This is a genomic window from Planomonospora sp. ID91781, from assembly GCF_015711595.1.
GTDB classification, from domain to species: Bacteria; Actinomycetota; Actinomycetes; order Streptosporangiales; family Streptosporangiaceae; genus Planomonospora; species Planomonospora parontospora.
In genome coordinates this window covers 191,789-217,564 of record NZ_JABTEY010000002.1, presented here as the reverse complement: position 1 = coordinate 217,564, position 25,776 = coordinate 191,789, and the positions used below count along the sequence as shown (strand labels likewise).

General features: G+C 72.7%; 22 protein-coding genes. 11 read left to right on the top strand and 11 right to left on the bottom strand.

From position 1 onward, the window contains the following. Window positions 1–225 precede the first annotated feature (225 nt). Together HS048_RS20185 and HS048_RS20180 are read left to right on the top strand one after the other, a co-directional pair. Complete coding sequence (locus HS048_RS20185; RefSeq protein ID WP_307832566.1) at window positions 226–6,843, top strand: non-ribosomal peptide synthetase; 6,618 nt, start codon at window positions 226–228, stop codon at window positions 6,841–6,843. Next, complete coding sequence (locus HS048_RS20180; protein ID WP_196468237.1) at window positions 6,840–9,974, top strand: non-ribosomal peptide synthetase; 3,135 nt, start codon at window positions 6,840–6,842, stop codon at window positions 9,972–9,974. The genes HS048_RS20185 and HS048_RS20180 overlap by 4 nt, the downstream gene beginning before the upstream one ends. Window positions 9,975–10,077: 103 nt before the next feature. On the opposite strand, the gene HS048_RS38555 is transcribed toward HS048_RS20180, so the two are convergent. Beyond that, window positions 10,078–10,914, bottom strand: coding sequence for an MBL fold metallo-hydrolase (locus tag HS048_RS38555; RefSeq protein ID WP_196468236.1), 837 nt, complete (start codon window positions 10,912–10,914; stop codon window positions 10,078–10,080). After that, window positions 10,908–11,030 carry a hypothetical protein gene (locus HS048_RS38215; protein ID WP_255529721.1) on the bottom strand — a complete coding sequence of 41 codons (123 nt, stop codon included), beginning with the start codon at window positions 11,028–11,030 and terminating at the stop codon, window positions 10,908–10,910. Before HS048_RS38215 ends, HS048_RS38555 begins: the two co-directional genes overlap by 7 nt. 76 nt (window positions 11,031–11,106) lie before the next feature. Here HS048_RS38215 and HS048_RS20170 point away from each other — a divergent pair, with 76 nt between their 5' ends. Both HS048_RS20170 and ycaC read left to right on the top strand, forming a co-directional pair. After that, complete coding sequence (locus tag HS048_RS20170; protein ID WP_196468235.1) at window positions 11,107–11,610, top strand: helix-turn-helix domain-containing protein; 504 nt, start codon at window positions 11,107–11,109, stop codon at window positions 11,608–11,610. A 332-nt stretch (window positions 11,611–11,942) separates the two neighbouring features. Beyond that, the gene (gene ycaC, locus HS048_RS20165) at window positions 11,943–12,584 is read left to right on the top strand and encodes an isochorismate family cysteine hydrolase YcaC (protein WP_068901032.1); all 642 of its coding nucleotides are present in this window, start codon (window positions 11,943–11,945) and stop codon (window positions 12,582–12,584) included. 153 nt (window positions 12,585–12,737) lie between these two features. On the opposite strand, the gene HS048_RS20160 is transcribed toward ycaC, so the two are convergent. The 3 genes from HS048_RS20160 to HS048_RS20150 form a co-directional block, all read right to left on the bottom strand. After that, window positions 12,738–13,682, bottom strand: a complete 945-nt coding sequence (locus HS048_RS20160) for an acyltransferase domain-containing protein (protein WP_196468234.1) — start codon at window positions 13,680–13,682, stop codon at window positions 12,738–12,740. Between the two features lie 191 nt (window positions 13,683–13,873). Beyond that, window positions 13,874–14,962: a nitronate monooxygenase family protein gene (locus tag HS048_RS20155; protein ID WP_068900865.1), complete on the bottom strand. Its 1,089-nt coding sequence runs from the start codon at window positions 14,960–14,962 to the stop codon at window positions 13,874–13,876. Then, complete coding sequence (locus HS048_RS20150) at window positions 14,962–15,564, bottom strand: flavodoxin family protein (protein ID WP_374058781.1); 603 nt, start codon at window positions 15,562–15,564, stop codon at window positions 14,962–14,964. Before HS048_RS20150 ends, HS048_RS20155 begins: the two co-directional genes overlap by 1 nt. Window positions 15,565–15,665: 101 nt before the next feature. On the opposite strand from HS048_RS20150, the gene HS048_RS20145 reads away from it, so the two are divergent. Then, the gene (locus HS048_RS20145) at window positions 15,666–16,277 is read left to right on the top strand and encodes a TetR/AcrR family transcriptional regulator (RefSeq protein WP_196468232.1); all 612 of its coding nucleotides are present in this window, start codon (window positions 15,666–15,668) and stop codon (window positions 16,275–16,277) included. Window positions 16,278–16,532: 255 nt separating this feature from the next. After that, a complete protein-coding gene (locus HS048_RS20140; RefSeq protein WP_196468231.1) occupies window positions 16,533–17,378 on the top strand; it encodes an alpha/beta fold hydrolase in 846 nt (281 codons plus the stop codon). Between the two features lie 69 nt (window positions 17,379–17,447). Here the strand turns inward: HS048_RS20140 and HS048_RS20135 are convergent, their stop codons facing one another. From HS048_RS20135 to HS048_RS20125, 3 genes are all read right to left on the bottom strand, one after another. Beyond that, window positions 17,448–17,987: a class I SAM-dependent methyltransferase gene (locus HS048_RS20135; protein ID WP_153054490.1), complete on the bottom strand. Its 540-nt coding sequence runs from the start codon at window positions 17,985–17,987 to the stop codon at window positions 17,448–17,450. A 181-nt stretch (window positions 17,988–18,168) separates the two neighbouring features. Next, window positions 18,169–18,645, bottom strand: a complete 477-nt coding sequence (locus tag HS048_RS20130) for a GyrI-like domain-containing protein (RefSeq protein WP_153054489.1) — start codon at window positions 18,643–18,645, stop codon at window positions 18,169–18,171. A gap of 219 nt (window positions 18,646–18,864) precedes the next feature. Then, on the bottom strand, window positions 18,865–19,287 hold the full coding sequence (locus HS048_RS20125; protein WP_196468230.1) for a VOC family protein: 423 nt from the start codon (window positions 19,285–19,287) through the stop codon (window positions 18,865–18,867). Between the two features lie 157 nt (window positions 19,288–19,444). Here HS048_RS20125 and HS048_RS20120 point away from each other — a divergent pair, with 157 nt between their 5' ends. Together HS048_RS20120 and HS048_RS20115 are read left to right on the top strand one after the other, a co-directional pair. Further along, window positions 19,445–20,479: a YafY family protein gene (locus tag HS048_RS20120; protein WP_196468229.1), complete on the top strand. Its 1,035-nt coding sequence runs from the start codon at window positions 19,445–19,447 to the stop codon at window positions 20,477–20,479. A gap of 94 nt (window positions 20,480–20,573) precedes the next feature. Then, window positions 20,574–21,122, top strand: a complete 549-nt coding sequence (locus tag HS048_RS20115) for a DUF488 family protein (RefSeq protein ID WP_196468228.1) — start codon at window positions 20,574–20,576, stop codon at window positions 21,120–21,122. Window positions 21,123–21,288: 166 nt separating this feature from the next. Here the strand turns inward: HS048_RS20115 and HS048_RS20110 are convergent, their stop codons facing one another. Next, window positions 21,289–22,002: a LysR family transcriptional regulator substrate-binding protein gene (locus tag HS048_RS20110; RefSeq protein ID WP_307832565.1), complete on the bottom strand. Its 714-nt coding sequence runs from the start codon at window positions 22,000–22,002 to the stop codon at window positions 21,289–21,291. A gap of 54 nt (window positions 22,003–22,056) precedes the next feature. On the opposite strand from HS048_RS20110, the gene HS048_RS20105 reads away from it, so the two are divergent. Then, on the top strand, window positions 22,057–22,422 hold the full coding sequence (locus HS048_RS20105) for a DUF5997 family protein (protein WP_196468227.1): 366 nt from the start codon (window positions 22,057–22,059) through the stop codon (window positions 22,420–22,422). A gap of 130 nt (window positions 22,423–22,552) precedes the next feature. On the opposite strand, the gene HS048_RS20100 is transcribed toward HS048_RS20105, so the two are convergent. After that, complete coding sequence (locus tag HS048_RS20100; protein WP_068900847.1) at window positions 22,553–23,350, bottom strand: MBL fold metallo-hydrolase; 798 nt, start codon at window positions 23,348–23,350, stop codon at window positions 22,553–22,555. A gap of 48 nt (window positions 23,351–23,398) precedes the next feature. Between HS048_RS20100 and HS048_RS20095 the strand changes: the two genes are divergently transcribed. Continuing rightward, window positions 23,399–23,884, top strand: coding sequence for a MerR family transcriptional regulator (locus HS048_RS20095; RefSeq protein WP_196468226.1), 486 nt, complete (start codon window positions 23,399–23,401; stop codon window positions 23,882–23,884). Between the two features lie 49 nt (window positions 23,885–23,933). On the opposite strand, the gene HS048_RS20090 is transcribed toward HS048_RS20095, so the two are convergent. Further along, window positions 23,934–24,311 carry an ATP-binding protein gene (locus tag HS048_RS20090; protein ID WP_196468225.1) on the bottom strand — a complete coding sequence of 126 codons (378 nt, stop codon included), beginning with the start codon at window positions 24,309–24,311 and terminating at the stop codon, window positions 23,934–23,936. Between the two features lie 103 nt (window positions 24,312–24,414). Here HS048_RS20090 and HS048_RS20085 point away from each other — a divergent pair, with 103 nt between their 5' ends. Continuing rightward, entirely contained in the window at window positions 24,415–25,698 is a 1,284-nt protein-coding gene (locus HS048_RS20085; protein WP_196468224.1) for an EAL domain-containing protein, read from the top strand. The last annotated feature ends 78 nt before the right edge of the window (window positions 25,699–25,776 follow it).

Sequence of the window (25,776 nt, the reverse complement as noted above, 5' to 3'; positions counted from 1 at the left end):
CTGACGGTTCAGAAGGATTTAATGCGCACGACAAATCACCTTATATCCACACGCACAACCCGGCGTCAACCTTCCTTAATGTAGTCCGATAACCGGGGTTTCGGACATGCCTATTCACAGAAGAGTCATTTATGACCCGCTTTTCATCTCGACTCGGGACGGGCGGATATGCATGAATGTCCTTCATCCGATGTAACGCGCCGCCCACCCGAAAGTGAGCCAGGTGTGACATCCACGCCCGACCTTTCCCCGAGCGGTCTCCGGCTCTCCGACACCAAGCGGGCCCTCCTCGAACAGCGGCTGCGCCGCCGCACCCCCGTCCGGGCCGCCGCCATCCCCCCGCGCCCTCCGGACCGGCCGGTCCCGCTCTCGTTCGGGCAGGAGCGGCTCTGGTTCATGGAGCAGTTCGCCCCGGGGAGCGCCGCCTACACGATTCCGATCTCCCTGCGGCTGCGCGGCCCCCTCGACCCCGACCGGCTGGAACTCGCCCTGCGCGCCGTCGTGGCACGGCACGAGAGCCTGCGGATGCGCTTCCCCGCCGACGAGGACGGCCGCCCGTACGTCGTCGTCGGGGAGACGGCCGACATCGAGCTGCGCCGCGCCACCGCCGACGAGGCGTCCGCCGCGGACCTCTTCAGCGCCGAGGCGGCCCGGCCCTTCGACCTGGCCGAGGGCCCCCTGATCCGCTCGATCCTGGTCCGGCTGGCGGAGGACGACCACGCGCTGCTGGTCACGGTCCACCACATCGCGGCCGACGGCTGGTCCACCGAGATCCTCACCGAGGAGCTGCGCGCCCTGTACGGCGGCGCCGACCTGCCCGACCCCGAGGTCCGGTACGGCGACTACGCGCTGTGGCAGCGCGAGCGCCCGGTCGCCGAGGCCGACCTCGACCACTGGCGGGAGCGGCTCGCCGGGGTCCCGCCGCTGGAGCTGCCCGCCGACGGCCGGCGCGCCGCGGAGCAGACCTTCGCCGGGGCCTCGCACGCCTTCCGCCTGGACCGCGAGCTGGTGGACGCGGTGGCCCGGCTCGCCGGAGAGGGCGGCGCGACCCTCTACATGGCGCTGCTGGCGGCCTACCAGGTGCTGCTCGGGCGCCACTCCGGGCAGGAGGACTTCGCGGTCGGCTCCCCGGTGGGCGGCCGGCCGCGGCGTGAGCTCGAAGGCGTGATCGGGCTGTTCGTCAACATGCTGGCGATGCGCGCCGAGCTGGGCGGCGACCCGACCTTCCGGGAACTGCTCGCCCGGGTCAGGCGGAGCGCCACCGAGGCCTACGCCCACCAGGAGCTGCCCTTCGAGCGGCTCGTCGGGGAGCTCGGAGTCGTCCGGGACGTCTCCAGGCCGCCGGTCTTCCAGGTCGTCCTCACCCTGCAGAGCTACCGGGACGACCGCCGGGACGGCTGGCCGGGCCTGACGGCCGAGCCGTTCGGCATGGAGGCCCGGGCCGCCCGCTTCGACCTCGAGCTCTTCCTGGAGGAGGAGCCGGACGGGCTCCACGGGGTCTTCGTCTACAACCGCGACCTGTTCGGCGCCGAGACGGTCGCGAGCCTGGCCTCGCACCTGGAGACGCTGCTGCGCGCGGCGGTGGCGGAGCCGGACACCCGCATCTCGGAGCTGGAGATCATCACCCCCGGTGAGAGGGCCCGGATCCTCTCCCACGCCGCCGGGCCGCGCGAGCCCTACGACCTCGAGGCCACCCTCGGCGCCCTGTTCCGGGCGCAGGCGGCGCGGACCCCGGAGGCCGTGGCCGTGGAGTTCGAGGACGTGCGGCTGACCTACGCCGAGCTCGACGCGCGGAGCGGCCGGCTGGCCCGCCGGCTGCGCGGGCTGGGGGTCGGTCCCGGCGCGCGGGTCGCGATCTGCGCCGAGCGCTCACCCGAGCTGGTCGCCGGCCTGCTGGGCGTGCTGAAGGCGGGCGGGGCCTACGTCCCGCTGGACCCGGACTACCCCGCCGACCGGCTCGCCTTCATGCTCGCCGACGCCGGGGTGACGGCCCTGCTCCTGCAGCGGGCCGTCGCCGACCGCCTGCCGCCGACCGGCGCCGTCACCGTGCCGCTGGAGGACGCCTGGGACGAGACGGCGGACGGGCCGGAGGATGAGCCGCCGCCCTCCGCGAGCCCCTCCGACGTCGCCTACATGATCTACACCTCGGGGTCGACGGGCCGTCCCAAGGGCGTGCCCAACACCCACGCGGCGATCGTCAACCGGCTCGACTGGATGCAGCGGGCCCACCGCCTGTCCGGTGGGGACGCCGGGGACGCCGGGGACGTCGTCCTGCAGAAGACCCCGGCCGGTTTCGACGTGTCGGTGTGGGAGTTCTTCTGGCCCCTCGTCACCGGCGCCAGGCTCCTGCTCGCCCGTCCCGGCGGGCACCGGGACGCCGCCTACCTGCGCGACCTGATCGCCGAGCGGGGCGTCACGACGATGCACTTCGTGCCGTCGATGCTGGCTGCGTTCCTGTCCGAGGAGGGGATCGAGCGCTGCACCTCGCTGCGGCGGGTCGTGTGCAGCGGCGAGGAACTGGCCCCGCACGTGGCCGAGCGGTTCTTCGCCCGGCTGCCGGGCGTGGAGCTGTACAACCTGTACGGTCCGACCGAGGCGGCCGTGGACGTCACCCGGTGGCGGTGCGTGCCGGGGGACGCCACGGTGCCCATCGGGCACCCGGTGCAGAACACCGAGCTGTACGTCCTCGACCGGCGCCTGCGGCCCGTGCCCTTCGGGGTCCCCGGCGAGCTGCACATCGGCGGCGTCCAGCTCGCCACCGGCTACCACGCCCGCCCCGGCCTGACCGCCGAACGGTTCGTGCCCGATCCGTTCGGGCCGCCGGGCGCACGCCTGTACCGGACGGGGGACCTCGTACGGCTCCGCCGCGACGGGGCGATCGTCTTCCTCGGCCGGATCGACACCCAGGTCAAGATCCGGGGCCAGCGCATCGAGCTGGGCGAGATCGAGTCGGTCCTGCGTGAGCAGCCGGGCGTCGCCGAGGCGGTGGCGGTCGTCCGGGAGGACGGCGCGCCCGGCGACCGGCGACTGGCCGCCTACGTCGTGCCCGAGGCGCGGCCCGAGGCGGCGCTCGACCCGGCCGGTCTGCGCGCGGCGCTCAAGGCCGTCCTGCCCGACGCCATGGTGCCCTCCGCGATCGTGGTGCTGGACGCGCTGCCGCTGAGTCCCAACGGCAAGCTGGACCGGGCGGCGCTGCCGACCCCGCAGCGGCACGGCGAGGCGGGCGGCCGGGGGGCCGGGCCCCGCACCCCCGCCGAGCAGGCCATCGCCGGGCTCTGGCGGGAACTGCTCGGCGTGGAGACCGTCGGCGTGGACGACGACTTCTTCGAACTGGGCGGCCACTCCCTGGTGGCCGTCCAGGCGGTCGCGCGCCTGCGCAAGGTGCTGCCCGGCCTGGAGGGGGGACGCGCGGTCGGGGTCATGGACCTGTTCAAGCACCCGACGGTGCGAGCCCTGGCCGAGCTCGTGGAACGGACGGACGTCCCGCGGGGACCCCGGTCCCTGCTGTACGAGCTGACCCGGCCGGGTCCCCGGCGGAGCATCACCTACGTCTGCATCCCGTACGGCGGCGGACAGGCGATGGTCTTCCAGCCGCTGGCCGACGCGCTGCCCGAGGAGTGCGCGCTGTACGCCATGGCCTTCCCCGGGCACGACCCCGGCCTGCCCGACGAGGAGACCAAGCCCCTGGACGAGATCGCCGACCGGTGCGTCACGGAGATCCTGGAGGGCATCGAGGGCCCGCTGGCGATCTACGGCCACTGCGGCATCGGCGGCGCGCTCGCGGTGGAGGTGGCCCGGCGGCTGGAGGCGCGCGGCCGGGACCTGGAGGCGGTCTACATCGGCGCGATCTTCCCCTTCGCCCGGCCCACCGGCCGCATCGCGGGCCCGCTGGGCCGGCTGACCCGCCTCGACCGGCTGCGCGGCGACCGGGCCTACGAGAACCGGATGAAGTCGATGGGCAACGACGTCTCCGGCCTCGACGAGGAGCAGATCAGGTTCATGGTCCGCAACCAGCGGCGGGACACCCTGATCGCGGAGGAGAGCTTCACCCGGTTGCTGGCCGGGGAGATCGCCCCGCTCCGCGCGCCGGTCGTCTCCGTGGTCGGCGAGCAGGACCCCGCGACGGACTACTACCGCGAGCGCTACCGCGAGTGGCACTTCCTCAGCCCGGTGACGGCTCTGGTCGTCCTCGACGAGGCCGGGCACTACTTCCTGAAGTACCGGGCCGAGGACCTGGCGGAGATCCTGACCAACACCCACATCGCGATGGGGTACGGCGCCGCGCACACCCTCGACCGGACGTCCCGCGGCCCGGCCGCGGGCTGGTGGATCGAGGAGACCTCCACCTTGCCGCGAAAGGCCCCGCCGCAGACCCCGGGGACCGCGCCCTCCGGCTCCGCCCCACCGGAGGCCGGTGCGGACGGCTCACCGCCGGAGCCCGGCGCGGACGGCTCACCGCCGGAGCGCCGCCCGGACGGCCGTACGGTGCCGGACGCCCGAACGTGGAAGCGCCGGGCGGGCGGGCGGCCCGCGCCCGCCCCCAGCATGCGGCGGTTCATGGCCGTGGCCCTGGCCCAGCTGGTCTCGATGACGGGCACCGCGATCACCGACTTCGCGATCCCCGTCTGGATCTACCTGACGACCGGGTCGCTGGTGGACTTCGCACTGTTCACCGCGCTCTCGATCATGCCGGGAGTGGTGGCCGCGCCGCTGGTCGGGGCGCTGGTGGACCGGGCGGGCAAACGCCGGATGATGGTCACGGGCGGCTGCCTGGCCGGCGGGACCCAGCTCGTCCTGGGCGCGCTGCTGTGGACCGGGAACCTGGAGATCTGGCACTTCTACCCACTGACGGCCTGCCTGTCGGTCGCCCTGATCTTCCAGCGGCTGGCCTTCACCACCGCCCTCCCCCAGCTGGTGCCCAAGCAGTACCTGGGCCACGCGGCCGGCATCGTGCAGATGGTGATGGGCACCTCCCAGTTCGTCGCGCCGCTGGTGGCCGTGGCGCTGCTGTCCTCCATCGGCCTGAGCGGCATCCTCGTCGTCGACGTGGCCAGCTTCGCGGTGCTGCTGGGGGTGCTGGCGCTCGTCCGCTTCCCCGCCACCATGGCCCACGTGCGCCGGGAGACGCTGACGGCGGAGATCGCCAACGGTTTCCGGATGTCGTTCGGCAACCGCCACCTGCGGGCGGCCCTGCTCTACTTCGCGGTCCTGAACGTGATGCTGGCGGCGCTGCTGCTGTCGATCTCGCCGCTGGTGCTGTCCTTCGCCCCGCTCGCCACCGCCGGGCAGATCTCCTTCGCGGGCGGCGTCGGCGCCGCCCTGGGCGGTCTGGTGATCGCGCTGTGGGGCGGTCCGCGCCGGCGCCGGATGCGCGGGGTGCTCCTGGCCACGCTGCTGCTGAGCCTCTTCGCGATCGTGACCGGCCTGCACGCCTCCCCCCTGGTCGTGGGCGTCGGCGCCTTCGGCCTGTGGGGCAGCCTCTCGATCGTCAACGGCGTCTTCATGACGATCGTGCACGTGAAGGTGCCGCAGCGGTTCCACGGCCGCGTCATGGCGGTCAACCAGATGATCTCGTGGTCGACGCTGCCGCTCGGCATGGCCGTGGTCGCGCCGCTCGGCGAGCGCCTGCTGGAGCCGCTGCTGGCCCCCGGCGGCGCCCTCGCCCCGACCGTGGGCGCAGTGATCGGCGTGGGCGAGGGGCGGGGGATCGCCTTCATGTACATCGTGCTCGGCCTCGGCATCGCCGTGCACGTGCTCGTCTCGATGCGGATCCCCGTGCTGGCCCGGTTCGACGACGAGGTGCCCGAGGCCGTGCCCGACGACCTGGTGGGGGCCCAGGCCCTGCGCGAGCGGGCGGGCAACCGGGTCAGCCTGGCCTGGAGCGCGCCCGCGTTCGCCAAGGCGCTCACCATGCCGCTGTCGCCGGAGAAGGCGTCCGCCCTGCTGGGCACCGAGGTGGAGCGGGTCGTGCTGCGCACCGGCGGGGAGATCAGCGCGGTCTACGAGGTCCGCTGCGCCGACCGGAGCCTGCCGCACCCGGACCTGGTCGTGAAGCTCTACCCCGACCTGTTCACCGCCAGGCTCCGCAAGGAGCTGCTCGTCTACGACCTGCTGCGCGGCAGCGGCGTCCCGGCGCCCGCCGTCGTGAAACAGGACGAGTCCAGGCGCGAACTCCCCCACGCCTACCTGGTCATGACGAAGATCGAGGGAAGGCCGCTGTCGGAGGTGTCCGGAGCCCTGCCCGAGCCGGTGATCGCGGCCCTGTACCGGGAGATGGGGGCCGCGCTGCGCGCCCTGCACGGGGTGGAGCTGCAGGAGTTCGGGCCGGTCGACGGGGTCCGCGAGCCGACCAACGAGGCCTACCTGGGCGGGCAGCTCGACCTGCGGACGGCCCAGTTCGCCGAGTTCGGCGGCGACCCGGCGCTGCACGCCGAGATCGCCGGGTACGTCGCGGCCCGGCGGCACCTGCTCGCGCGCTGCCGCACGCCCGTCCTGTGCCACCACGACTTCCACGAGCGGAACGTGATGGTCGCCGAACGCGACGGGTCGTGGCACCTGACCGGCGTCATCGACATGGAGAACGCCCTCGGCGGCGACCCGCTCATGGATCTGGCGAAGACCGACTACTTCGCGGTCCGGGGGGATCCCGTGCGCCGCCGGGAACTGCTGGCCGGGTACGGCGCGCTGCCCGCCGACTGGGCCGGGCGCGTCGCCCTCTACCGCCTCTACCACGCGCTGGACCAGTGGTGCTGGCTGGCCACCATCGGCGAGACCGACGCCCTGGCCCCCATCACCGGTGAGATCCGCGACTGCCTGAAGGACCCGTCGAAGGAGGCCCGTTGACCGGTGACGTCTTTCCCGCCTCGTTCGCCCAGGAGCGGATCTGGTTCCTGAGCGAACTGCAGCCGGGGCTGGCGGTGTACAACATCGCCACGTGCTCCGTCCTGCCCTGGATGCGGCCGGTGGACCCCGGGCTGCTGGAACGCGCGCTCGGCCTGCTGGTACGCCGGCACGAGCCGCTGCGCACCTCGTTCGCCCTCCGGGACGGCCAGGTCGTGCAGATCGTCTCCGCCGACGTCCCGGTGGTCCTGTCCAGGAGCGACGTGTCGGGCGCGGACGATCCCGGGGCGGAGTTCGAGCGGATCGCCGCCGAGGAGTCGTCGGCGCCGTTCCCCCTCGACCGCGCCCCCCTCTGGCGGGCCCGGCTGGTCCGCCTGGGACCGGACGGGACGGGCCAGGACGAGTGGCGGCTGCTCTTCGTCGCCCACCACACGGTCTACGACGCCTGGTCCGCGCAGCTCTTCGCGGAGGAGCTGGCCGAGCTCTGCGCGGCGCTGCGCGAGGAGCGCCCGCCGCGCCTGCCGGAGCTGGCGATCCAGTACGCCGACTACGCCGTCTGGCAGCGCGACCGGCTGGCCGGCGGCGCGCTCGACGCCGACCTGGACTACTGGCGGGAGAAGCTGGCCGGGAGCGTCCCGCTGGAGCTGCCGCCCGACCGGCCCCGCCCGGAGGAGTTCGGTTACGCCGGGGCCGCGGTCGGGTTCTCCGTCCCGGACGGCACGTCCGAGCGGGTGGCCGAGCTGGCCAGGCGGACCTCCACCACGCCGTTCATGGTGCTGCTCACCGCGTTCGCCGCGCTGCTGGCCCGCTGGACGGGCCGGACGGACGTCGTCGTGGGCTCCCCGGTGGCCGGTCGCGAGACGCCGGAGCTGAACCCGCTGATCGGCATGTTCGTCAACACGCTGCCGCTCCGGATCGACCTGGGCGGCGACCCGGCGTTCGGCGAGGCGCTGGAACGGGTCCGCGCCACGGTCATGGAGGCCCTCGACCACCAGGACGTGCCGTTCGCCAAGCTGGTGGAGGCCCTCCGGCCGCCCCGCGATCCCGGCCGGACCCCGCTCTACCAGATCGGCTTCAACCAGCTCCCGATCGACGCTCACGGCCGCCAGCTCTCCACCGGGACGGCCAAGACCGACCTCACCCTGGAGGTGCAGAGCCCGCAGGGCCGGCTGGGCGGCTGGATCGAGTACAGCACCGAGCTGTTCGAGGAGGGCACCGTCCGCCGCCTGCTCTCGGCCTTCCTGGTCCTGCTGGAGGCGGCCGTCGGCGACCCGGGGCGGCCGGTCTCCCGGCTCCCCCTCCTGGACGGCGGGGAGCGCGAGAAGCTGCTGACCGCCTGGCACGGCCCCGCCTCGCCGTACCCCGGCCGCTGCCTGCACGAGCTGGTGGCGGAGCAGGCGGCGCGGACGCCGGACGCCCCGGCGATCGTGTCGGGCGGCCCGGGGGGCTCGGGCGGCACGGTGACGCTGACCTACGCCGAGCTGGAGGAACGGGCCGACGACCTGGCCAGACGGCTGCGCCGGCGCGGGATCCGCGCGCAGGCCCCGGTGGCGGTCTGCCTGCCGCGCGACGCCGAGCTGGTCGTGGCGCTGCTGGCGGTGCTGAAGGCCGGAGGCTGCTACGTGCCGCTGGACCCGGACTACCCGGCCGACCGGCTCCGGTTCATGCTGGCCGATTCGGGCGCCGGACTGCTGCTGACCCGTTCGGCCCTGGTGGAGCGCCTGCCCGCCGACCACCCACCGGCGATCCTGCTGGACGCGCTCCTGTCCGGGTCCCTCCCGCCGCTGCCCCCGGAGAAGCCCTCCCCCGACGCGCTCGCCTACGTCATCTACACCTCCGGGTCGACGGGCACCCCCAAGGGGGTGATGGTCCCGCACCGGGGCGTGGTGAACCTGGTCACCGGCCTGGGTTTCACCCCGGCGGAGCGGATGCTGCTGCTGACCTCCCTGTCGTTCGACATCGCCGCGCTGGAGATCTTCGGGCCGCTGCTGGCGGGCGGCACCGTGGTGATCGCCCCGCCGTACGGGACCAGCGGCCTCGGCCCGCTGATCGCGGAGGCCGGCGTGACCACGGTGCAGGCGCCGCCCTCGGTCCTGGAGGAGGTCCTCCGGCACCTGCCCGCCGGGCTGCCCCGGGTGTTCAGCGGCGGCGAGCCGCTCTCCGCCCGCCTGGCCGGCCGGATCCACGAGGTCGCCGGTGAGCTGTGGAACCTCTACGGGCCGACGGAGACGACGATCTGGTCGACGGTCCACCGCACGTCCCGGGGCGCCGGGACCGTGCCCATCGGCCTGCCCGTGGCCAACACCGTCGCCCACGTGCTCGACGGGGCGATGGAGCCGGTCCCGCCGGGGGTGGCGGGCGAGCTGTACCTGGGCGGCGACGGCCTGGCCCGCGGCTACCACGGCCGCCCCGGCCTCACCGCCGAGCGCTTCGTCGCCGACCCCTTCGGGCACGGCACCCGCCTGTACCGGACCGGTGACCTCGTACGGCGGGCGCCCGACGGCACGATCGAGTTCCTGGGACGCGTCGACGACCAGGTCAAGGTGCGGGGCGTGCGGATCGAGCTGGGCGAGGTGGAGGCGGCGCTGTCGGCCCATCCCGGGGTGCGCAGGGCGGTCGCGGCGGTGCGGGACGACGCCCCCGGAGGCCGGGCGCTGGTCGCCTACGTGGACACGGAGGTCCCGGCCGGGGAGCTGCGGGCGTTCCTGCAGAACCACCTGCCCGCGACGATGCTGCCCAGCCTGTACGTGCGGGTCGGCGGCTTCCCCCGGCTGCCCAACGGGAAGCTGGACCGGGCCGCCCTGCCCGCACCGCATGCGGACGGCGGCCCGTCCCCGGCGGCGGGGCCGTCCACGGCGGCCGAGGAGCTGGTGCACGATGTCTGGTGCGAGGTCCTGGGCCGGGCGAACCTGGGCATCGACGACGACTTCTTCGACGTCGGCGGCCACTCGCTGCTCGGCACCCGGGTCGTCGCCCGGATCTGCTCCGAGGTCGGCATCGACCTGCCGCTGAACGTCGTGTTCACCACCCGCACGATCCGCCGCCTCGCAGCCGTCGTCGAGGAGCGCCTGGCCGCCGAGATCGACCGGTTGTCCGAGGAGGAGGCCGAGTCGCTGATCGACCGACGCGCCTGAGCCGCGGGGCTGATCGACGGGCACGGCCGGGCCGCGGGACCGCGGCTCGGCCGCGGATCCCGGCCGGCGACCCGCGCGCGCCGGGTGTGCCGCACGCCGATCGCTAGCGGGGCGCCCCGTCCCGCCCGCTTCTCTGCGCGAGGCGCCGGAGCTGCCCTTCGTGCACGTCGCTCACCCACTCCCAGCCGGGCTCGGCCGATGGGCCGATCCGCGGGTCGGCGGGGACCCGGCCGTCGCGCAACGCGAGTACGTACGCCCGGTCCTGGTCGATCCGTGCCTGCACCTGGCCGGATCCGCCGACGGACCCGTGGCCCGGGACGACGGCGTCGACGCCGCCCGCCACGCCCTCGAGCAGCCGCAGCGCGGCGAGGTAGTCCTCGATCGGGTCCGCGGTGCCGTCCCAGTCGAGCATCGGGACCAGGACGTCGGAGAGCATGTCACCGGCGACGAGGACCCCGCGTTCCTCGACCAGCAGCGCCGCGTGGCCCGGGGCGTGCGCTCGGTGTTCGATGATCCGGATCGTGGGGCCGTCCCAGGGGATCCGCGTGGTTTCGGCGGGCAGGCCGGTGATGAGGCCGAGCAGGTCCAGCGGTACCTGCCCGGCGATCTCCGTCTCGAGCAGGTGGTCGGCGACGCGGGCCTTCGCGCCCGCGTCCGACAGCCGTTCCCGGACGGTGGCCGCGCAGCGCGCCGTGCCGTACCGGGGCGCCGCGCCGAGCCGGTCGTGCCAGAGCAGGTGATCCCAGTCCGGGTGCGTGGAGAACCCCGCCACAACGGGCTGACCCGACTCGGACAGGTCGTTCGCGAGGCAGTCGATCTCGGAGCCGGTCACTCCGGGGTCGATGAGCAGCACACCGGTCCGGCCCTGCACCACAACGGCGTTGCTCTGCACGAACCGGCTCTCGTGGACCAGCACGCCCTCGGCGACCGGCCTCAGCACGGGCCCGCCTCCTTCGCGTCCAGGACGGCGTAGCGGTGCATCGTGACGCCCTGCCCGAACGATCGCTGCTCCAGCAGGTCGAGGGAGACCTGCATCGAGTAGACGAAGCGGCCCATCGGCCCTCTTTCCCGTATAGTGATTGCATTCTGCAATCACTATTGTCGGGCACGGAACACCTGTCAAGGAGGAACAGTGGAACCACGGTCCGGGTGTCCGATCAACACCGCCGTCGAGGTGCTCGGAGACCGCTGGTCGTTGCTCGTGCTGCGCGACGTCATCTTCGGCGACCGCCGCCACTTCCGGGCACTGCTCACCGGGTCGATCGAGGGCATCGCCTCGAACATCCTCGCCGACCGCCTCAAGCGGCTCATCGACGCGGGCATCCTCACCCGCGGCACCGCCGCGCGGGGGCAGCGCGCTCGCTTCAGCCTCACCGAAGCCGGCATCCGGACTCTTCCGGTCATCCACGCCCTCGGCAACTGGGGCCTCGACTGGCGCCCGGGCTGCGACGAGCTCCGCATCCGGCAGCAGCTCATGCGCGACGAGGGTCCGGCGTTCATCGAGGAGCTCATGGACGAGCTCCGTGTCCGTCACCTCGGCGCCCCGCCGAAACCGCACGACGGCCCGGGCGCGTTCGAGCGCCTCGACGCCGTCTACGCCGCGGCCACCGGGCGGGAACACGCCGATCAACGGTGACGGGCCGGTCCCGGCCCTGACCGTCGCGGTCGAACGGCCGCCGGGCCTCCTGGACCGTCCTCGGTCCGGCCCTCCGATCGGCGAGCGCGGCCGGTTGCAGCGCCCGCGGTGCGGGATACGGCAGGACCGGCGAATGCGCCGGCGGACGAGCCTCTCGAGTGAGGGCGACAAGATCTCCGCACCCCACCGGGCGACCATCCCGTTCCATGACCGCTTGCGGCCTAGCCTGAGGAAACGGATCCCGGGAAGGCCGGCTCACGCACCGCTCCGCCGCACATGTCCCTCGGTGGATCCGGAGCGATCAGGAGACCCCGCCAGAAGGGATGTTCACCATGACGGCAGACGACGGCTTCACCTACGACCGCCTCTCGGTCGATGACGCGATCGCGCTCTTCGTCGACCACCAGTCCGGTCTGATCTCACTGGTGCAGGACTATCCACCCGGCGAGTTCAAGAACAACGTGCTCGCGTTCGCGGACATCGCGAAGTTCTTCGGCCTGCCCACGGTGCTGACCACCAGCTTCGAGGACGGCCCGAACGGCCCCATGGTTCCGGAAATACGCCAGACCCTTCCCGACGCCACGTACATCCCGCGCCCCGGTCAGATCAATGCCTGGGACAACGAGGACTTCGTCCGTGCGATCGAACGGACCGGACGGCGGCAGCTGATCATCGCCGGCGTGGTCACCGACGTCTGCGTGGCCTTTCCCGCACTCTCCGCTGTACAGGACGGATACCAGGTCTTCGTGGTCACCGATGCCTCCGGAACCTTCAACGAGGCCGTTCGCAACGCCGCCCTGGCCCGTATGGCAAGCGCCGGCGTCCAACTGATGAACTGGTTCAGCGTCGCGTGCGAGCTGCAACGCGACTGGCGCAACGACATCGAGGGCCTGGGCGGCCTGCTGTCCACCCATATCCCGGGTTACCGCAACCTCATGACGAGCTACTCCGCCGCGAAAGGCGTGAAGGGCTAGGGGCCGCTGCCGGCGGTCCGTCGGATCCGGTGCTCCGGCCGCGTAGGTCCACCGGATCGGATGTGCCGTGACATCCGGTCCGGCGGCGTGAGCCGACCTCGAAGGCCGGCCCGCCTGCACTGAACGCGTCACGCCTTCGCACTCGGGATGCGGCTAGATCGGGAAGCGGCCGCGGCACCACCGCCAGTGGCGGCCGGCCTTCAGATGGTCGATGACCGCGCGCTGGAGCACGGTGCGACGCGGCAGTCGGTCGAGCGGCGTGGTCAGGGTGCGGAACACGAACCGCAGCACCTCGACGTCGGCGTCCAGCCCTTCCGGCTCCTCGTAGGGCTCCAGCTCGAACCTCCGCTGGAACCGGACGATGTTGGAGTCCTCGGGCAGGTACTCCAGCAGCTGCGGGTCGAGCAGCCACGAACCGCAGGAGAACGCCGTGTAGCGCTCGTCGGGAAAGTGGCGTGGGAAGAACGCGCGGGCCTCGTCGAGCGACGCCGCGACCGCCTCCGGCGTCATCGGCCCCGACTCCGGGATGTGCAGGCCGATGGCGGTGTCGCCGCGCTGGTACTGCAGCCGGCCCAGCTCGTAGACGGCGCCGCGCGCGTGCAGCGTCAGCCAGCTCTGCATGACCGGCCAGCCCTCGCCGCGCATCCTCCGGTCGATCGCCAGGTTGCGGCCCATATCCGCCAGGGCCGTCCATGACACGGCGTCGGCGATGCCGTGGTCGCGGTGGTACCCCCTGACGACGTCGACCAGGGCCAGGTACGCGTACACGTAGAGATGCCGCCAGGCGGGCCCCCGTTCGCGCGGTAGCTCCGGGCCGGGAGGCAGCCAGCCGTGGCCCCCGAGATCCGCGCGGACCAGGGCGATCGAACGGTCGAGCAGCCAGCGCAGCTCCGGGGTCCACAGCGGAGAGCCGGGGTCGGGCCAGCCCGCCATGATCTCGGCGGCGTCGTCCGGCCGCACCGCGAGCCGGTCGAGGATCGCGGGCGCGTCGGCTTTGGCCGGCAGCGGAGCCGACGGGCGGCCGCCGGCGAGCCGGTGCACCCGGTCGACGTCCTCGACGGGCACCCCGAGCCGGGCGGCGGTCTCGTCCAGGTCCACGCGGACGATCTTACCGGCCGGCGGGGTCGCCGCTCCAGTCACCGGTTTCCCGATGGCGGAAACCCCTTGGGTTCCGATGGACGGTCGCGGCCTGTTCTGACGCGGTGTCCCGTTCCAGTGGATCCGCTCCGGCAGTGCCCACGCCGGCGACGCCCGCGATCCCCCTCCGGCTCGGCCTCCCCGGAGAGGCGTCACCGGCCGTCGCCCATGATCCTCTCCGTCTCGGCGAGCAGCCGCCCGATGTAGTCACGGGCCGTGCCCGCCTTGGTCAGCGGTGCGGCCTGGCCCGCCCACAGGTTCACCAGATCGGTCAGGCCGCGGCGGCCCGCCTCCCGGCGCAGGCCCAGCATCAGCGTGTTCTGCACCGGGTAGGGCGGCACCTCCGCCTCGAAGGCCGTCATCTCCCGGACGAACCGGTTGGGGATCGCTCTGGCCAGGCGCCCCGAGAACAATCTGGTGAGCACGGTGACCCGGGCCTCGGGGGTGTGCAGGGCGGCCTTGTGCAACGTGCTCGCCCCCGACTCCCGGGTGGCCAGGAAACCGGTGCCGATCTGCACACCGTGCGCGCCGAGGGTGATCGCCGCGGCGACGCCGCGCCCGTCGGCGATCCCGCCCGCGGCGATGACCGGGACCGAGACGGCGTCGGCGATCTGCGGGACGAGGGAGAACGTGCCGACCAGTGATTCGCCCACGGGCCGCAGAAAGGCGCCCCGGTGCCCTCCCGCGTCGCTGCCGGAGGCGACGATGGCGTCCAGTCCCGCCTGTTCCAGGGCGATCGCCTCGTCCACGGTCGTCGCGGTGCCGATCGTCGGAATGCCCTTGCGCCGGGCTTCGGCCAGGACCCGTGCGGGCGGGACGCCCATGACGAAGCTGAGCACCGGGGGACCGGCCGCGAGCAGCGCGTCCGCCTGATCGTCGAAGTCCGGCCCGGCCGGGTGGCCGGCCTCGGGCGCCGGCAGGCCGAGTTCTTCGAAGTAGGGCCGGAGCCGGTCGACGTCGGCCGGTGTCGCCCGCAGCTCCGCCTCGCCGGGGTGGGGGACCCAGAGATTGACCGCGAAGGCTCGGGTGGTGGCCGCCTTGAGCGCGGTCACCAGGCCGGTGAGCTCGTCGGGAGTGAGGATGTGCCCGCCGTAGGACCCCAGGCCGCCCGTCTCGGACACCGCCGCCGTCAGCGCGACGGACGACAGGCCGCCGCCGAAGGGGCCCTGCACGATCGGGTGGTCCAGCCCGAGCAGCCGCTCCATCCTGCCGCTGGACCATGCGGGAGTGCGCGTGCTCATCAGACGGCCGTCCCGTCCAGGGCGCGGCGACCGGAGGCGAGCCGGAGCGCGGTCTGGGCGACCCGGCGGCCCAGATGCTCGGCCGTGCGCAGGTCGGCGAGGGAAGGGGCGGTCTCAGGACCCGCGTCGGAAGGCGACTGCGCCATCGCGCCCAGGAAGCCGCCGAGCCGGTTGAGGTCGTCGTCGCGGCCGTCGGCGCTGTACAGCCAGCCCGGCGGCAGACCCAGGGTCACCCAGGTCATGCCGTGCTGGGCGGCGAGGAGCGCCATGGAGGTGAGCGTGTTGAGCTTGTCGCCGTTCACCCCGGCCGAGTTGGTGAAACCAGCGGCGATCTTGTCGCGCCAGCCCATGTCCACCCAGATCTTGGCGCTGGCCTCGGCGAAGGCCTGGAAGGCGGCCGACTGGCTGCCCATGTAGGTCGGAGAGCCGAAGATGATGGCCTCGGCCCCGCTCAGCCCTTCCCACAGTCCGTCGGTCAGGGAGGTGACGTCGTGCAGTTCCGCCCGCACGCCGGACACGGAGCGCGCGCCGTCTGCGGCGGCCCGCGCCTGGCGCGCGGTGTGGCCGTAGCCGCTGTGGTAGGCGACGGCGACAGTGATCAAGTCAGGCATGATGCCCTTTCTGGTTCGCAGGTGCAGAAGGAGCTTATAGACGACCGGTCAACTATGTCCAATTGTAGTTGACCGACCGTATACTCCCGGTTATGGGACGATCGAGTACCGCCCGCGAACGGCTTCTCGACGCCGCCTGCGAGCTCATGCTGAGCAGGGGGTACGGCAGCATCGGGGTCGCGGAGATCTGCGCGCGCGCCGACGTGCGCAAGGGCAGCTTCTACCACTTCTTCGAGTCCAAGCAGGCGCTGACCATCGCGGTCGTCGATGCCCACTGGCAGGCGCAACGATCGGCCTGGACCGCCGTCCTGCGCGAGCCGGTGCCCGCGCTCGACCGGCTGGAGCGGCTCTTCCGCGGGCAGGTGGAGGGACAGCGCCGGACCAAGCTGACCGCAGGGGCGGTGCACGGCTGCCTGCTGGCCAACCTGGCGCTGGAGCTGAGCCAGCAGGACAGCCCGGTCCAGGAACGCCTGGAGGAGATCTTCGCCGAGCAGGTCGATCTGGTCCAGGCCTCCCTCGACGACGCGGCGCGCGAGGGGGCCATCCCGCCGCCGCGGCCGAGCACGGCCCGCTCCCTGGTGGCCCAGCTGGAAGGGCTGGTCCTGTTCGCCAAGCTGAGCAACGATCCGGAGATCCTGAACGACCTCTGGGAGCAGGCCAGGCTCCTGCTGGGCGTGGCCGACGACCTCTCCCCCACCGCATAGACCGGCCGCGCCGGCTCCCGCCCCCTCGCGCTCACGGTGCTCCAGGACGACGTTCCTCACTTGACCTTGACACGGTGGCAAGGGCTTCACTGTCACCTGTCGCCGAGAAGGCGGTCCCGACGCCGTGCCGGAACAGGACGGGGCGGCGGCCGGCCCTGCTCTGCGCACCCCCGCCGGCGGGCCGGACGGATCCGGCCACGCGGGGTCCGTCCCAGATCTCGACGCGCCCGACGCGCGACCGGAGGTGCAGCCGCCATGACCGTGATCTACAAGTCCGAGGCCGGCGAACGCGAGCTTCGCGACCGCTACCGGCAGGTGCTGGACACCTGGCCGGTTCCCGCCGAGCACGTGCGGGTGCCGACCCGCGAGGGCGAGACCTTCGTCCTCGCCTCCGGTCCGCAGGACGCGCCGCCCCTGGTGCTGCTGCACGGCTCGGGCGCGAACACGTCGATGTGGCGGGCGGACGTCGCCACCTGGTCCCGGCGCTTCCGCACGTACGCCGTCGACCTCGTCGGCGAGCCGGGCCTGAGCGCGCCCTCACGCCCCGCCCTGGACTCCGACGCCGTGGCCCTCTGGCTGGACGACGTACTGGAAGGGCTCGGGATCACCGGCGCCGCGTTCGTCGGCGCGTCCCTCGGCGGCTGGACGGCCCTCGACTACGCCATCCGCCGCCCGGAACGGGTCACCCGCCTGGCCTTGATGTGCCCCGGCGGCGTGGGACGGCAGAAGGTCGGCTGGATCCTCAAGGCCCTGCTGGCCCGCCCGTTCCGACGCGGCGGACTGCGCGAGTCGGCGATCGCCGTCGCAGGCCTGGACCCGGAGAGGGACCGGCAGGCGCTCGACGCCGTCGTCCTGACGTTCACGCACTTCAATCCGCGCCGGGAGAGGCTCCCGGTCTTCCCCGACGACGCGTTGCGCGGCCTCACCATGCCCGTACTCGTCATCGTCGGCGGCCGTGACGCCATGTTCGACTCCCACCGGACCGCGCGGCGCGTCCGTGAGTGCGTCCCGCACTCGACCGTGAACCTGCTCCCCGAGGTCGGTCACGCCGTCTTCGGCCAGGCCGAGCCGATCGCCGAATTCCTCACGGCCCGGGGATGAGCCGCTCCCCGCCGGCGGCCCGGGGGGACGCAGAAATAAGGTGGGGCCCGATGACGCGGACCGCCGGGGTTACGAAGGGTCGTGGTGAGCTCTGCCCACCAGGCACACCAGGCCGGCCGAGCGGGAGGTCCGTCCGGTCAGCACGGTGGCCGCAAGGCCGCACGCCTCCATCGCCGGTGTCACCGCAGCGACGATCTCCTTCACCCTTCCCGGGTGCGGCGGCTCCCAGCACAGGTGGAGGCTCCCGCCGGGAGCGAGCCAGCGGCGCAGGGCGCCCAGCTCCCGGACGGGGTCCCGGGTCCAGAACAGGTTGACGTTGATCGAGAAGATCCGGTCGAAGGAACCGGCCGGGAACGCGCTCTCCTCCAGCGCGGCCACCAGGAAGTTCGCCCTGCCGGCCGCCACGTCCCTGCTGTTGCGCTGCGCGGCCGCCGCGATGGCGGCGGCGGACCGGTCGATCGCGGCGAGCGATCCCTCCGTGAGGCGGCCGAGGACGAGTGCGGCCGCGAGGCCGCGGCCGCATCCGATCTCCAGGACCCGATCGGACGGCATGAGATCCAGTGTCCCCACGGCCCAGGAGATCCGCTCGGGTATCGGCTGTCCGGTCATGGACACATGATCGCTGAAAACCGTGGCTCAAGGACCGGCCCCGTCACGCTCGACCGCCCGCCGTAGCTGCACCTGCGCCGGCCGGTCGCACCGCTTGAGCGGCTTGGCCACGCCCCGGACGGTATGGCCCGTACGACACCGCAGCTCAGCCGGCCCCTGCGGGTTCGACCGGAGCATCCCGTCAGCGGGCGAGCCGTATCGCCAGCTGGGTCTGCCAGCGGGTCTTCATCCGTTCCGTCCGCGGATCCGTGCGGTAAAGCTCGTAGCGGCAGCCGAATCGGTCTCCGGCCGGGTCCTCCACGCAATCCATCGCCAGGTCGTTGCCACGGATCCATTCCAGGAGCGTCCGGTTGGCCCGTCGCCCGTGTCCGACATAGGTCATGGTGGCGTAATCTCCGGCAGGCAAGACCCCGGGCTGGACTCGTCCATCCGGTGCCACGGCCGCACCGGTGACGATCCCGACCTCGACGTGCATGTCCCCGGCCATATCGACGACGTGCAGCCTGAAGAACGTATCCCCCTGATCGAATCGGGCATGAAGATCCTTCATGAGCTGATCCCGGACCAGGAACATGCCCTTGAACGGAGCGGTCGTCCGAATGCCCGCATAGTGCCGTTCGGGCAGAGCGACGACTTCCGGGGCTTCGATGATCTCCATCACTGCATTTTGCCTTACGTGGCGGAGCCGAGGTGAGCGCGGCAGGCGCCGGCGTACTTGTCGAGGCCCCGGAACATGGCGGCCCGCTGCGGGTTCGATCCTCTCCGACCGGTGGGCGAGCACCGTCCGGTCCGGCCGCCGACCCACCCGGCGATCGGACCGGGACCGCGAGCTCCGCGGGCGGCGGCCGGGGAGCCGACGGCGCGGGCCTCGCCACGGTCAGCCGCTGTACGGGGCCGTGACGTCCAGGACCCAGACGACGCCGAAGCGGTCCTTGAGCATCCCGTAGAGCGGTGCCCACTGCGCGGGCTCCAGCGGCTGCACGACGGTCGAGCCGACGGCCAACTTGTCCCAGAGCGCGGTGATCTCTTCGGTGTCGTCGCCGCGCACGGAGACGAAGACGGCGTTCTCGCCCGGGTTCCACGGCGTCCGGGAGGGCACGTCGTAGGCCATGACGCGGAAGCCGTTGCCCGCGACCACCTGGCCCCACATCACCCAGTCCGCCTCGTCCGGATCCTGCACGCCGCCCGCGTCCTTGTAGGTGACGGCGACGACGTCTCCGCCGAAGACGGATTGGTAGAAGTCGAGCGCTGCGCGGGCGTCGCCGCGGAAGTTCAGGTGCGTCGTGGTCGTGATGGACATGAGGGCTCCAGTCTTCGATCGGTCGGACGAGCGCCGGACGGGCTCGTGCCGGAAGCGGGCGGGCACGCGGTGCCGCAGTGGCCGCCCGCGCCGGTGACCTCACACTTCCACCGGTACAGGACAGGATGTGTCCTGTACTTGAGGCAGGATGAGTTTCATGCCGAAGACGTCCGCGCGGCTGCTCGCGCTTCTCTCACTGCTGCAGACCCGCCGTGACTGGTCGGGTGAGGACCTGGCCGCGCGGCTGGACGTCAGTACGCGCACGGTCCGCCGTGACGTGGACCGTCTCCGGGACCTCGGTTACCCGATCACGGCTTTCAAGGGGCCCGACGGCGGATACCGGCTGGACGCCGGTTCGCAGCTGCCCCCGCTGCTGTTCGACGACGATCAGGCCGTCGCCCTCGCCGTGGCCCTCCAGACGGCCGCCGCGACCGGCGCCGGCATCCAGGACGCCGCGGAACGCGCCCTCAACACCGTCCGGCAGGTCATGCCCGCCCGGCTGCACCACCGGATCGACATGCTCCGGGTCACTGCGGTCACCCCGTCCGACGCGCGCCCGGCGCAGGCCGACAGCCGGGTGCTCATGGCGATCAGCACCGCCATCCACGCCCGCGAGGAACTGCGCTTCCACTACGCCCCCGCCTTCCGCTCCGCCCAGGACCAGGACCAGGACCAGGACCAGGACCAGGGTGCTGCGGACCGGCGCCGGGTGCAGCCCCACCATTTGATCACCTGGCGAGGCCGCTGGTACCTCCTCGCCTGGGACGCCGACCGTGCCGACTGGCGGACCTTCCGCGTGGACCGCATCTCACCCGGCAGTCCCACCGGTCCCCGCTTCACCCCGCGGGAGGTGCCCGGAGGTGACGTGGCGTCCTTCGTCACCGGCAGGTTCCGGGGCTCCGGCGGGCCCGCCGACTGGCCCTGCCGCGGTGAGGTGATCCTCGACCTGCCCGCCGCCGACGTGTCCCCCTACATCCACGACGGAGCCGTCGAGGAAGTCGGCCTGAACCGCTGCCGGCTCGTCCTGGGCTCGTGGTCGTGGAACGGCCTGGCCGCCGCCGTCGGCAGGTTCGACGCCGACATCGAGGTCGTCGGCCCGGCCGAGCTCAAGGCCGCCTTCGCCCACCTGGCCCGCCGCTATGCCGCCGCCGCTCCGGCACCGGTGGACGACGGCTCGACCATCGGACACTGACGGCGGCACGCCCTTCGGGCCTCCTTCGGCGCGGGCGGGGCCGCCGAACGATCCTGGCCGGAGACGCGCAGCGCTCTCGTGGCACTCTGATGGCATGACATCGACGGACCCGCCCCTCCTGACCTTCGGACACGGGACGGCGGACCGGTCGCGGATCCTGGAGGTGCTCCACGACGCGGGGGCCGTCCTGCTCGTCGACGTCAGACGCTTTCCCGGCAGCCGTCGCCACCCGCATGTCGCCCGGGACGCCCTGGCTCGGTGGCTGCCGGCCGACGGCATCGCGTACCGGTGGGAGCCGCGGCTCGGTGGGCGGCGCCGCATGGCCTCGGCGGAGGCCTCGCCCGACTCCTGGTGGCGGGTCGAGGCCTTCCGCGCCTACGCGGCCCACTGCCGCTCCCAGGAGTTCGGTGAGGCGATGACGGCCCTGCTGGATGAGGTGAGAGCCGCCAGGCCGGGGGCGACGGTGGTGATGTGCAGTGAGACGGTGTGGTGGCGCTGCCATCGGCGTCTGATCAGCGATGTGGCCGTGCTGGTCCACGGCCTGCCCGTCGAGCACCTCGGCCACGACGGACGGCGGACCCCGCACCCGCCGTCGGCCGGAGCACGCCTCACCGCCGCCGGTCTCGTGTACGACCGGCGGTGACCGCCGGAGCGAGGTCTCGGGACATGCCCGACCGGTCGTTCTCGTGCGCGCTGCCGCATGCCCCGCCGGGCGCGGACCGGCGGGGCATGCGGCACACCGCCGAGGATCGGTCGGCCCGGCGCGAGCGGGTCGGCGAACTTCGGCGGCCGCCGCCGGGAACGACGGTTCAGCGGGGCCGGTGGCCCTTCCCGCCCCGGCCGGTCTGCGCGCCCCGGCGGCCCGACCCGCCCGGGGCGGGGCTCCTCTGCTGCTTCCGCGCCTTCCCCGGGGCAGGGGCGGGGGTACGGCCCCGCGAGCTGTTCACCGTACGCCCGCGGACGATGCCGATGAAGTCCTCCACCAGCTCGGTCGTCGCCTCCGCGGGCCAGGCCAGCGCGATCTGCGACTGCGGCGTCTCCGCGACCGGCCGGGCGGTCAGGTCCTTGCGGTGGTACAGGCGCGCCAGGGACTGCGGGACCAGCAGCAGCCCGGCCCCGGCCGCCACCAGCTCGACCGCCTCCGCGGTCGTGTCCGGTCGCGTGAAGGCGGGCAGCCCCGGCGGGGCCGCCCATCCAAGGGTGTCGTCCATCGGGTGGAGCACCTCGTCGTCGGCGAGATCGGCGACGGTCACCTCGTCGGCGGCGGCCACCAGGTGGTCCTTCGGCACCACGACCACGGTGGTCTCGACGTAGAGAGGAATCACGCTGAGCCCTTCGCGGTCCACGGGCAACCGCACGAAACCGGCGTCGGCGCCGCCGTCGTGCAGGAGCCGCACCGCCTCGGCGGCGGCGACGGGGACCAGGGTGAGCGGCACGTCGGGCACCCGCTCGGCCCAGACTCCGGCCCATTTGGCGGGCGTCACCCCGGGCACGTAAGCCAGCCGGAACTCTCTGTCAGTCACCTCCTCAGCGTACCGATGTCAGGGAAAGCGGCTTCGCCGCATACCCTTGGCACCATGACCAAGCTCAAGACCACCCAGACGATGAAGCCCGCGACCGCGGCCAAGAAGCTGGGTGTGCTCCTGGAGGCCGCTCCCGCCGAGTTCCAGGAGGGAGTCGTCTCCAGGGACGAGCTGAACGCACTGCAGGCCGCTCCGCCGGCCTGGCTGACCGAGCTGCGGCGCAACGGGCCGCATCCCAGGCAGGTCGTCGCCGTGAAGCTGGGCGTCTCCAACTCGGGCCTGGCGAGGGGCGGCATCACCGGGCCGCTCACCACCGCCGAGATCGACGCCATCAAGGCGGAGGACCCCGAGTGGCTGAAGCACGAGCGGTCGGTCCAGGCCGAGGTGCGCAAGGAGGCGCAGCGCCTCAAGCAGCGCTAGGAGCCGTCCGGAGTCCGGATCTCCACGCGGCCGCCTGACCCGTCTTCTCCGGATGGCCGCTCGGATACCGCGTCGGCGCAGGTGGGAGCGGTCGGCACGGGCTGCGTGAAACCGCCGCATCACCACGTTCTCAGCTGTAGCGGGCCAGTTCCCACGGGTCGTGCGCGGAGAACACCTCGACCTCGCCCCCGTGGTCGCGCACCAGCTCGCGCAGCCGGGCCTGGGTGCCGAGCCGCAGGTCGCGGTGCACCTCCGAACCGGTCTGGACGATGTCCATCAGCGGGTGCGGCTCCTTCAGCGCCTCGAGCTCACGGTGGTAGTAATAGGCGTCGCCGCAGTGCAGGAGCCACCGGTCACCGCCGTGCACGGCGACCCCGGTATGACCGGCGGTGTGCCCGCCGAGCGGGATCAGCTTGATCTCCGGCGGCAACCCCTCCGGCTGCACCGCGGTGAAGCCGAACCACTCCTCCCCCGGTACGGGAGAGTAGGCGACCCAGTCGGGACCATGAGCCCAGTGGGCGGGACGGTAGCGGAAGCTGGGCGCCTGGGCCAGTGCCGCCTCGAGTTCGGCGGCGAGCACATGGACCCGTGCGCCAGGAAAGTCGGGAAGGCCGCCGCAGTGGTCCACGTCCAGATGGGTCACGATGATGTGGCGCACGTCGGACGGCGTGTGGCCGAGCCGGGTGATCTGGCGGACGGCCGTCTCCTCCTCGTCCAGGGCCGGTTGTGCCATCTCGACCCATTCGGCACCGAGCATGCCGCGCGGGTCCCGGACATCGCCGAGGCCGAGGCCGGTCTCGACCAGCACCAGGCCGGCGGCGTCGGTTTCGACCAGCAGACAGTGGTTCACCGCGGGTGCGGGCTGCGGACCGTCGTAGGTGGCCTCGATCGTCCGGACGGACCCGCAGTTCAGGTGATGGATCTTCATGCCGTCTAGACTGCGACTTGAATCGCGGTTCAAGTCAAGGGGGCGTCGATGAACGAGGGTTCGCTGGATATCGCCGAGGTGGCGCGGCGGTCCGGGTTGGCGCCTTCGGCACTGCGGTTCTACGAGAAGAAAGAACTGATCACCTCCGCGGGACGCAACGGGCTCCGCCGCACCTACCGGCCGGACGTGCTGGAACGCCTGGAACTGATCACGTGCGCGCGTGGCGCCGGATTCTCGATCGCGGAGATCAGCCGGTTCCTGGTGGCCCGGCCCGGCGACCCGGACCTGCGTGTCCGCATGGCCGCCAGGGCCCGCACCCTCGATGAGCAGATCGGCCGGCTCTCCCGGCTGCGCGACAGTCTCCGGCACGCCGCCGTCTGCGATCACGAGCCGATCGTCGAATGCCCCGACTTCAAACAGGCCATCGGCAACGAGCCCGCCGGGCGTGAGGACGGCCATCGCGGTCCGGTTCACACCGCCGGAGCGGATGTCATGGCACGTCCAACGGGAGCGGATCCAACCCGGCGAACCTAGGCGGTCAGAGCCAGTCGGCCGATGGGACCGGCGGTCCGGTCCGCCGGTGTCATGGTGGGCCGTCGGCGGTCGGGAGGGTGAAGGTGAAGCGGGCGCCGCCGCCGGAGTTGTCGGTGGCGGTGATGGTGCCGCCGTGGCGTTCGACGATCCGCTGGCAGATGGCCAGGCCGAGCCCGGTGCCGGTGTAGCCGGTGGCGGCCCGGTGGAACCCGGCGAAGATCGCCTGATGCTCACCCGGAGGGATGCCGATACCGCGGTCGGCGATCTCGACGCACACCCGGCCGTCGCCGGTCCGCGTCCCGGTGATGTCGACGTGGGCGGCGTGTCCGGGCGGGGTGTATTTGATCGCGTTCCCGATCAGATTGGTCAGCAGCTGGCGGATCATGGACAGGTCGGCCTCGACGGTCGGCAGCGGGCCGATGTACACCTGCGGTTCGGATGCGGATGCGGTGGAGCGGACTCTAAGGTCGGGCCGTGCGGTGTCGATAGGTGTTCCGTCAAGGTCGGGACTCGTGCAATGGATGGGGCGGATGGCGCCGAAAAACTGGAGCGCCGGACCGGACATGCACGATGATCCGGCCACGCTCATCCTGCGCGTGCTCGACGAGCGCGCGGTCTTCCCGCTGTACCAGCCGATCGTCGACCTCACCACGAGGAACATCGTCGGTGTCGAGGCGCTGGCACGCGGTCCGGCCGGCTCTCCGCTGGAGTTCCCGGACGCTCTGTTCGCGGCGGCCGCCCGGACCGGGGTGCTGCCGCTGCTGGACCAGTTGTGCGCCACCCGGGCCATGGAGATCGCCCGGGACGCCGAACAGGAAGTTCCGCCGCTGCTGTTCTTCAACGCCGAACCGGCTGCGCTGAACCATCCGTTCACCCCTGAGCTGCTGGCCGTGGCGCTGTCCGAGCGACCGTACCGGGCCGTGCTGGAGTTCACCGAACGGGCCCTGGCCGACCACCCGGCGGCGTTGCTGGACATCGCCGCCGCCGTGCAGCGGACCGACGGGGCGCTCGCCCTGGACGACGTAGGTGCCGACCCGCTGTCGCTGGCCTTCCTGCCGCTCATCGAGCCGGAAGTGATCAAGCTGGACATGCACCTGCTGCGCGACCCGTACGCCACGGGCACCATCGCGACCGCCGCGATCGTCAGCGCCCACGCCGAGCGTACCGGGGCGGTGGTGCTCGCCGAAGGCATCGAGACCGAGGACGACGCAGCGACCGCGCGGGCGCTCGGCGCCCGTTGGGGGCAGGGCTGGTTGTTCGGCCGGCCCGGCGGGCTCGGCGCGCTCGCCGGCCGGCCGATCGACCATCACGCCCGACTTCGATCGCCCCGGCCGAACCTGCACCTGCCCGACGGGACCCCGTTCAGCACGGCCGCGGTGCGCAACCACAGCCGGGTCGGAGATCAGAAGATGATCGACGGCCTCATCGACCACCTGCTGTCGCTGGCGGCGAGCGCCGGCCCGCACGCGGTGGTGCTCGGCGCGTATCCGGAACCGGCCGTCGGCCGGGCCTGGCTGCCTCGCCTGGCGTCGCTGGGCGACGAGGTGGCCTTGGTCGGTGTCGCCGGTCCCGGGCCGATCGCCGCCGCTCCGCATCCGGTGCGGGTGGCGGTGACCCCGGCCGATGCCGAGACGGTCCTGGCCGTGGTCGGCCCGCACACCGCAGCCGCGCTCTGTGTGCGGCCGGGCGCCGGTGACGGGGTGGATTTCGTGCTGACCCACGAGCCTGACCTGGTGCACGCGATCTCCCGCATGCTGATGCGGCGCCTGGACAGTGCGGCCGAGCGGCTGGACCCGCTCGCCGCCGGCCGGTAGGCCGGTCCCTCGCCCGTGCGCCGGCGGCCGGCGGGTGCGGGGACCGGCGCGGCCGTTCCGGACCGTGCGGGAAGGCCG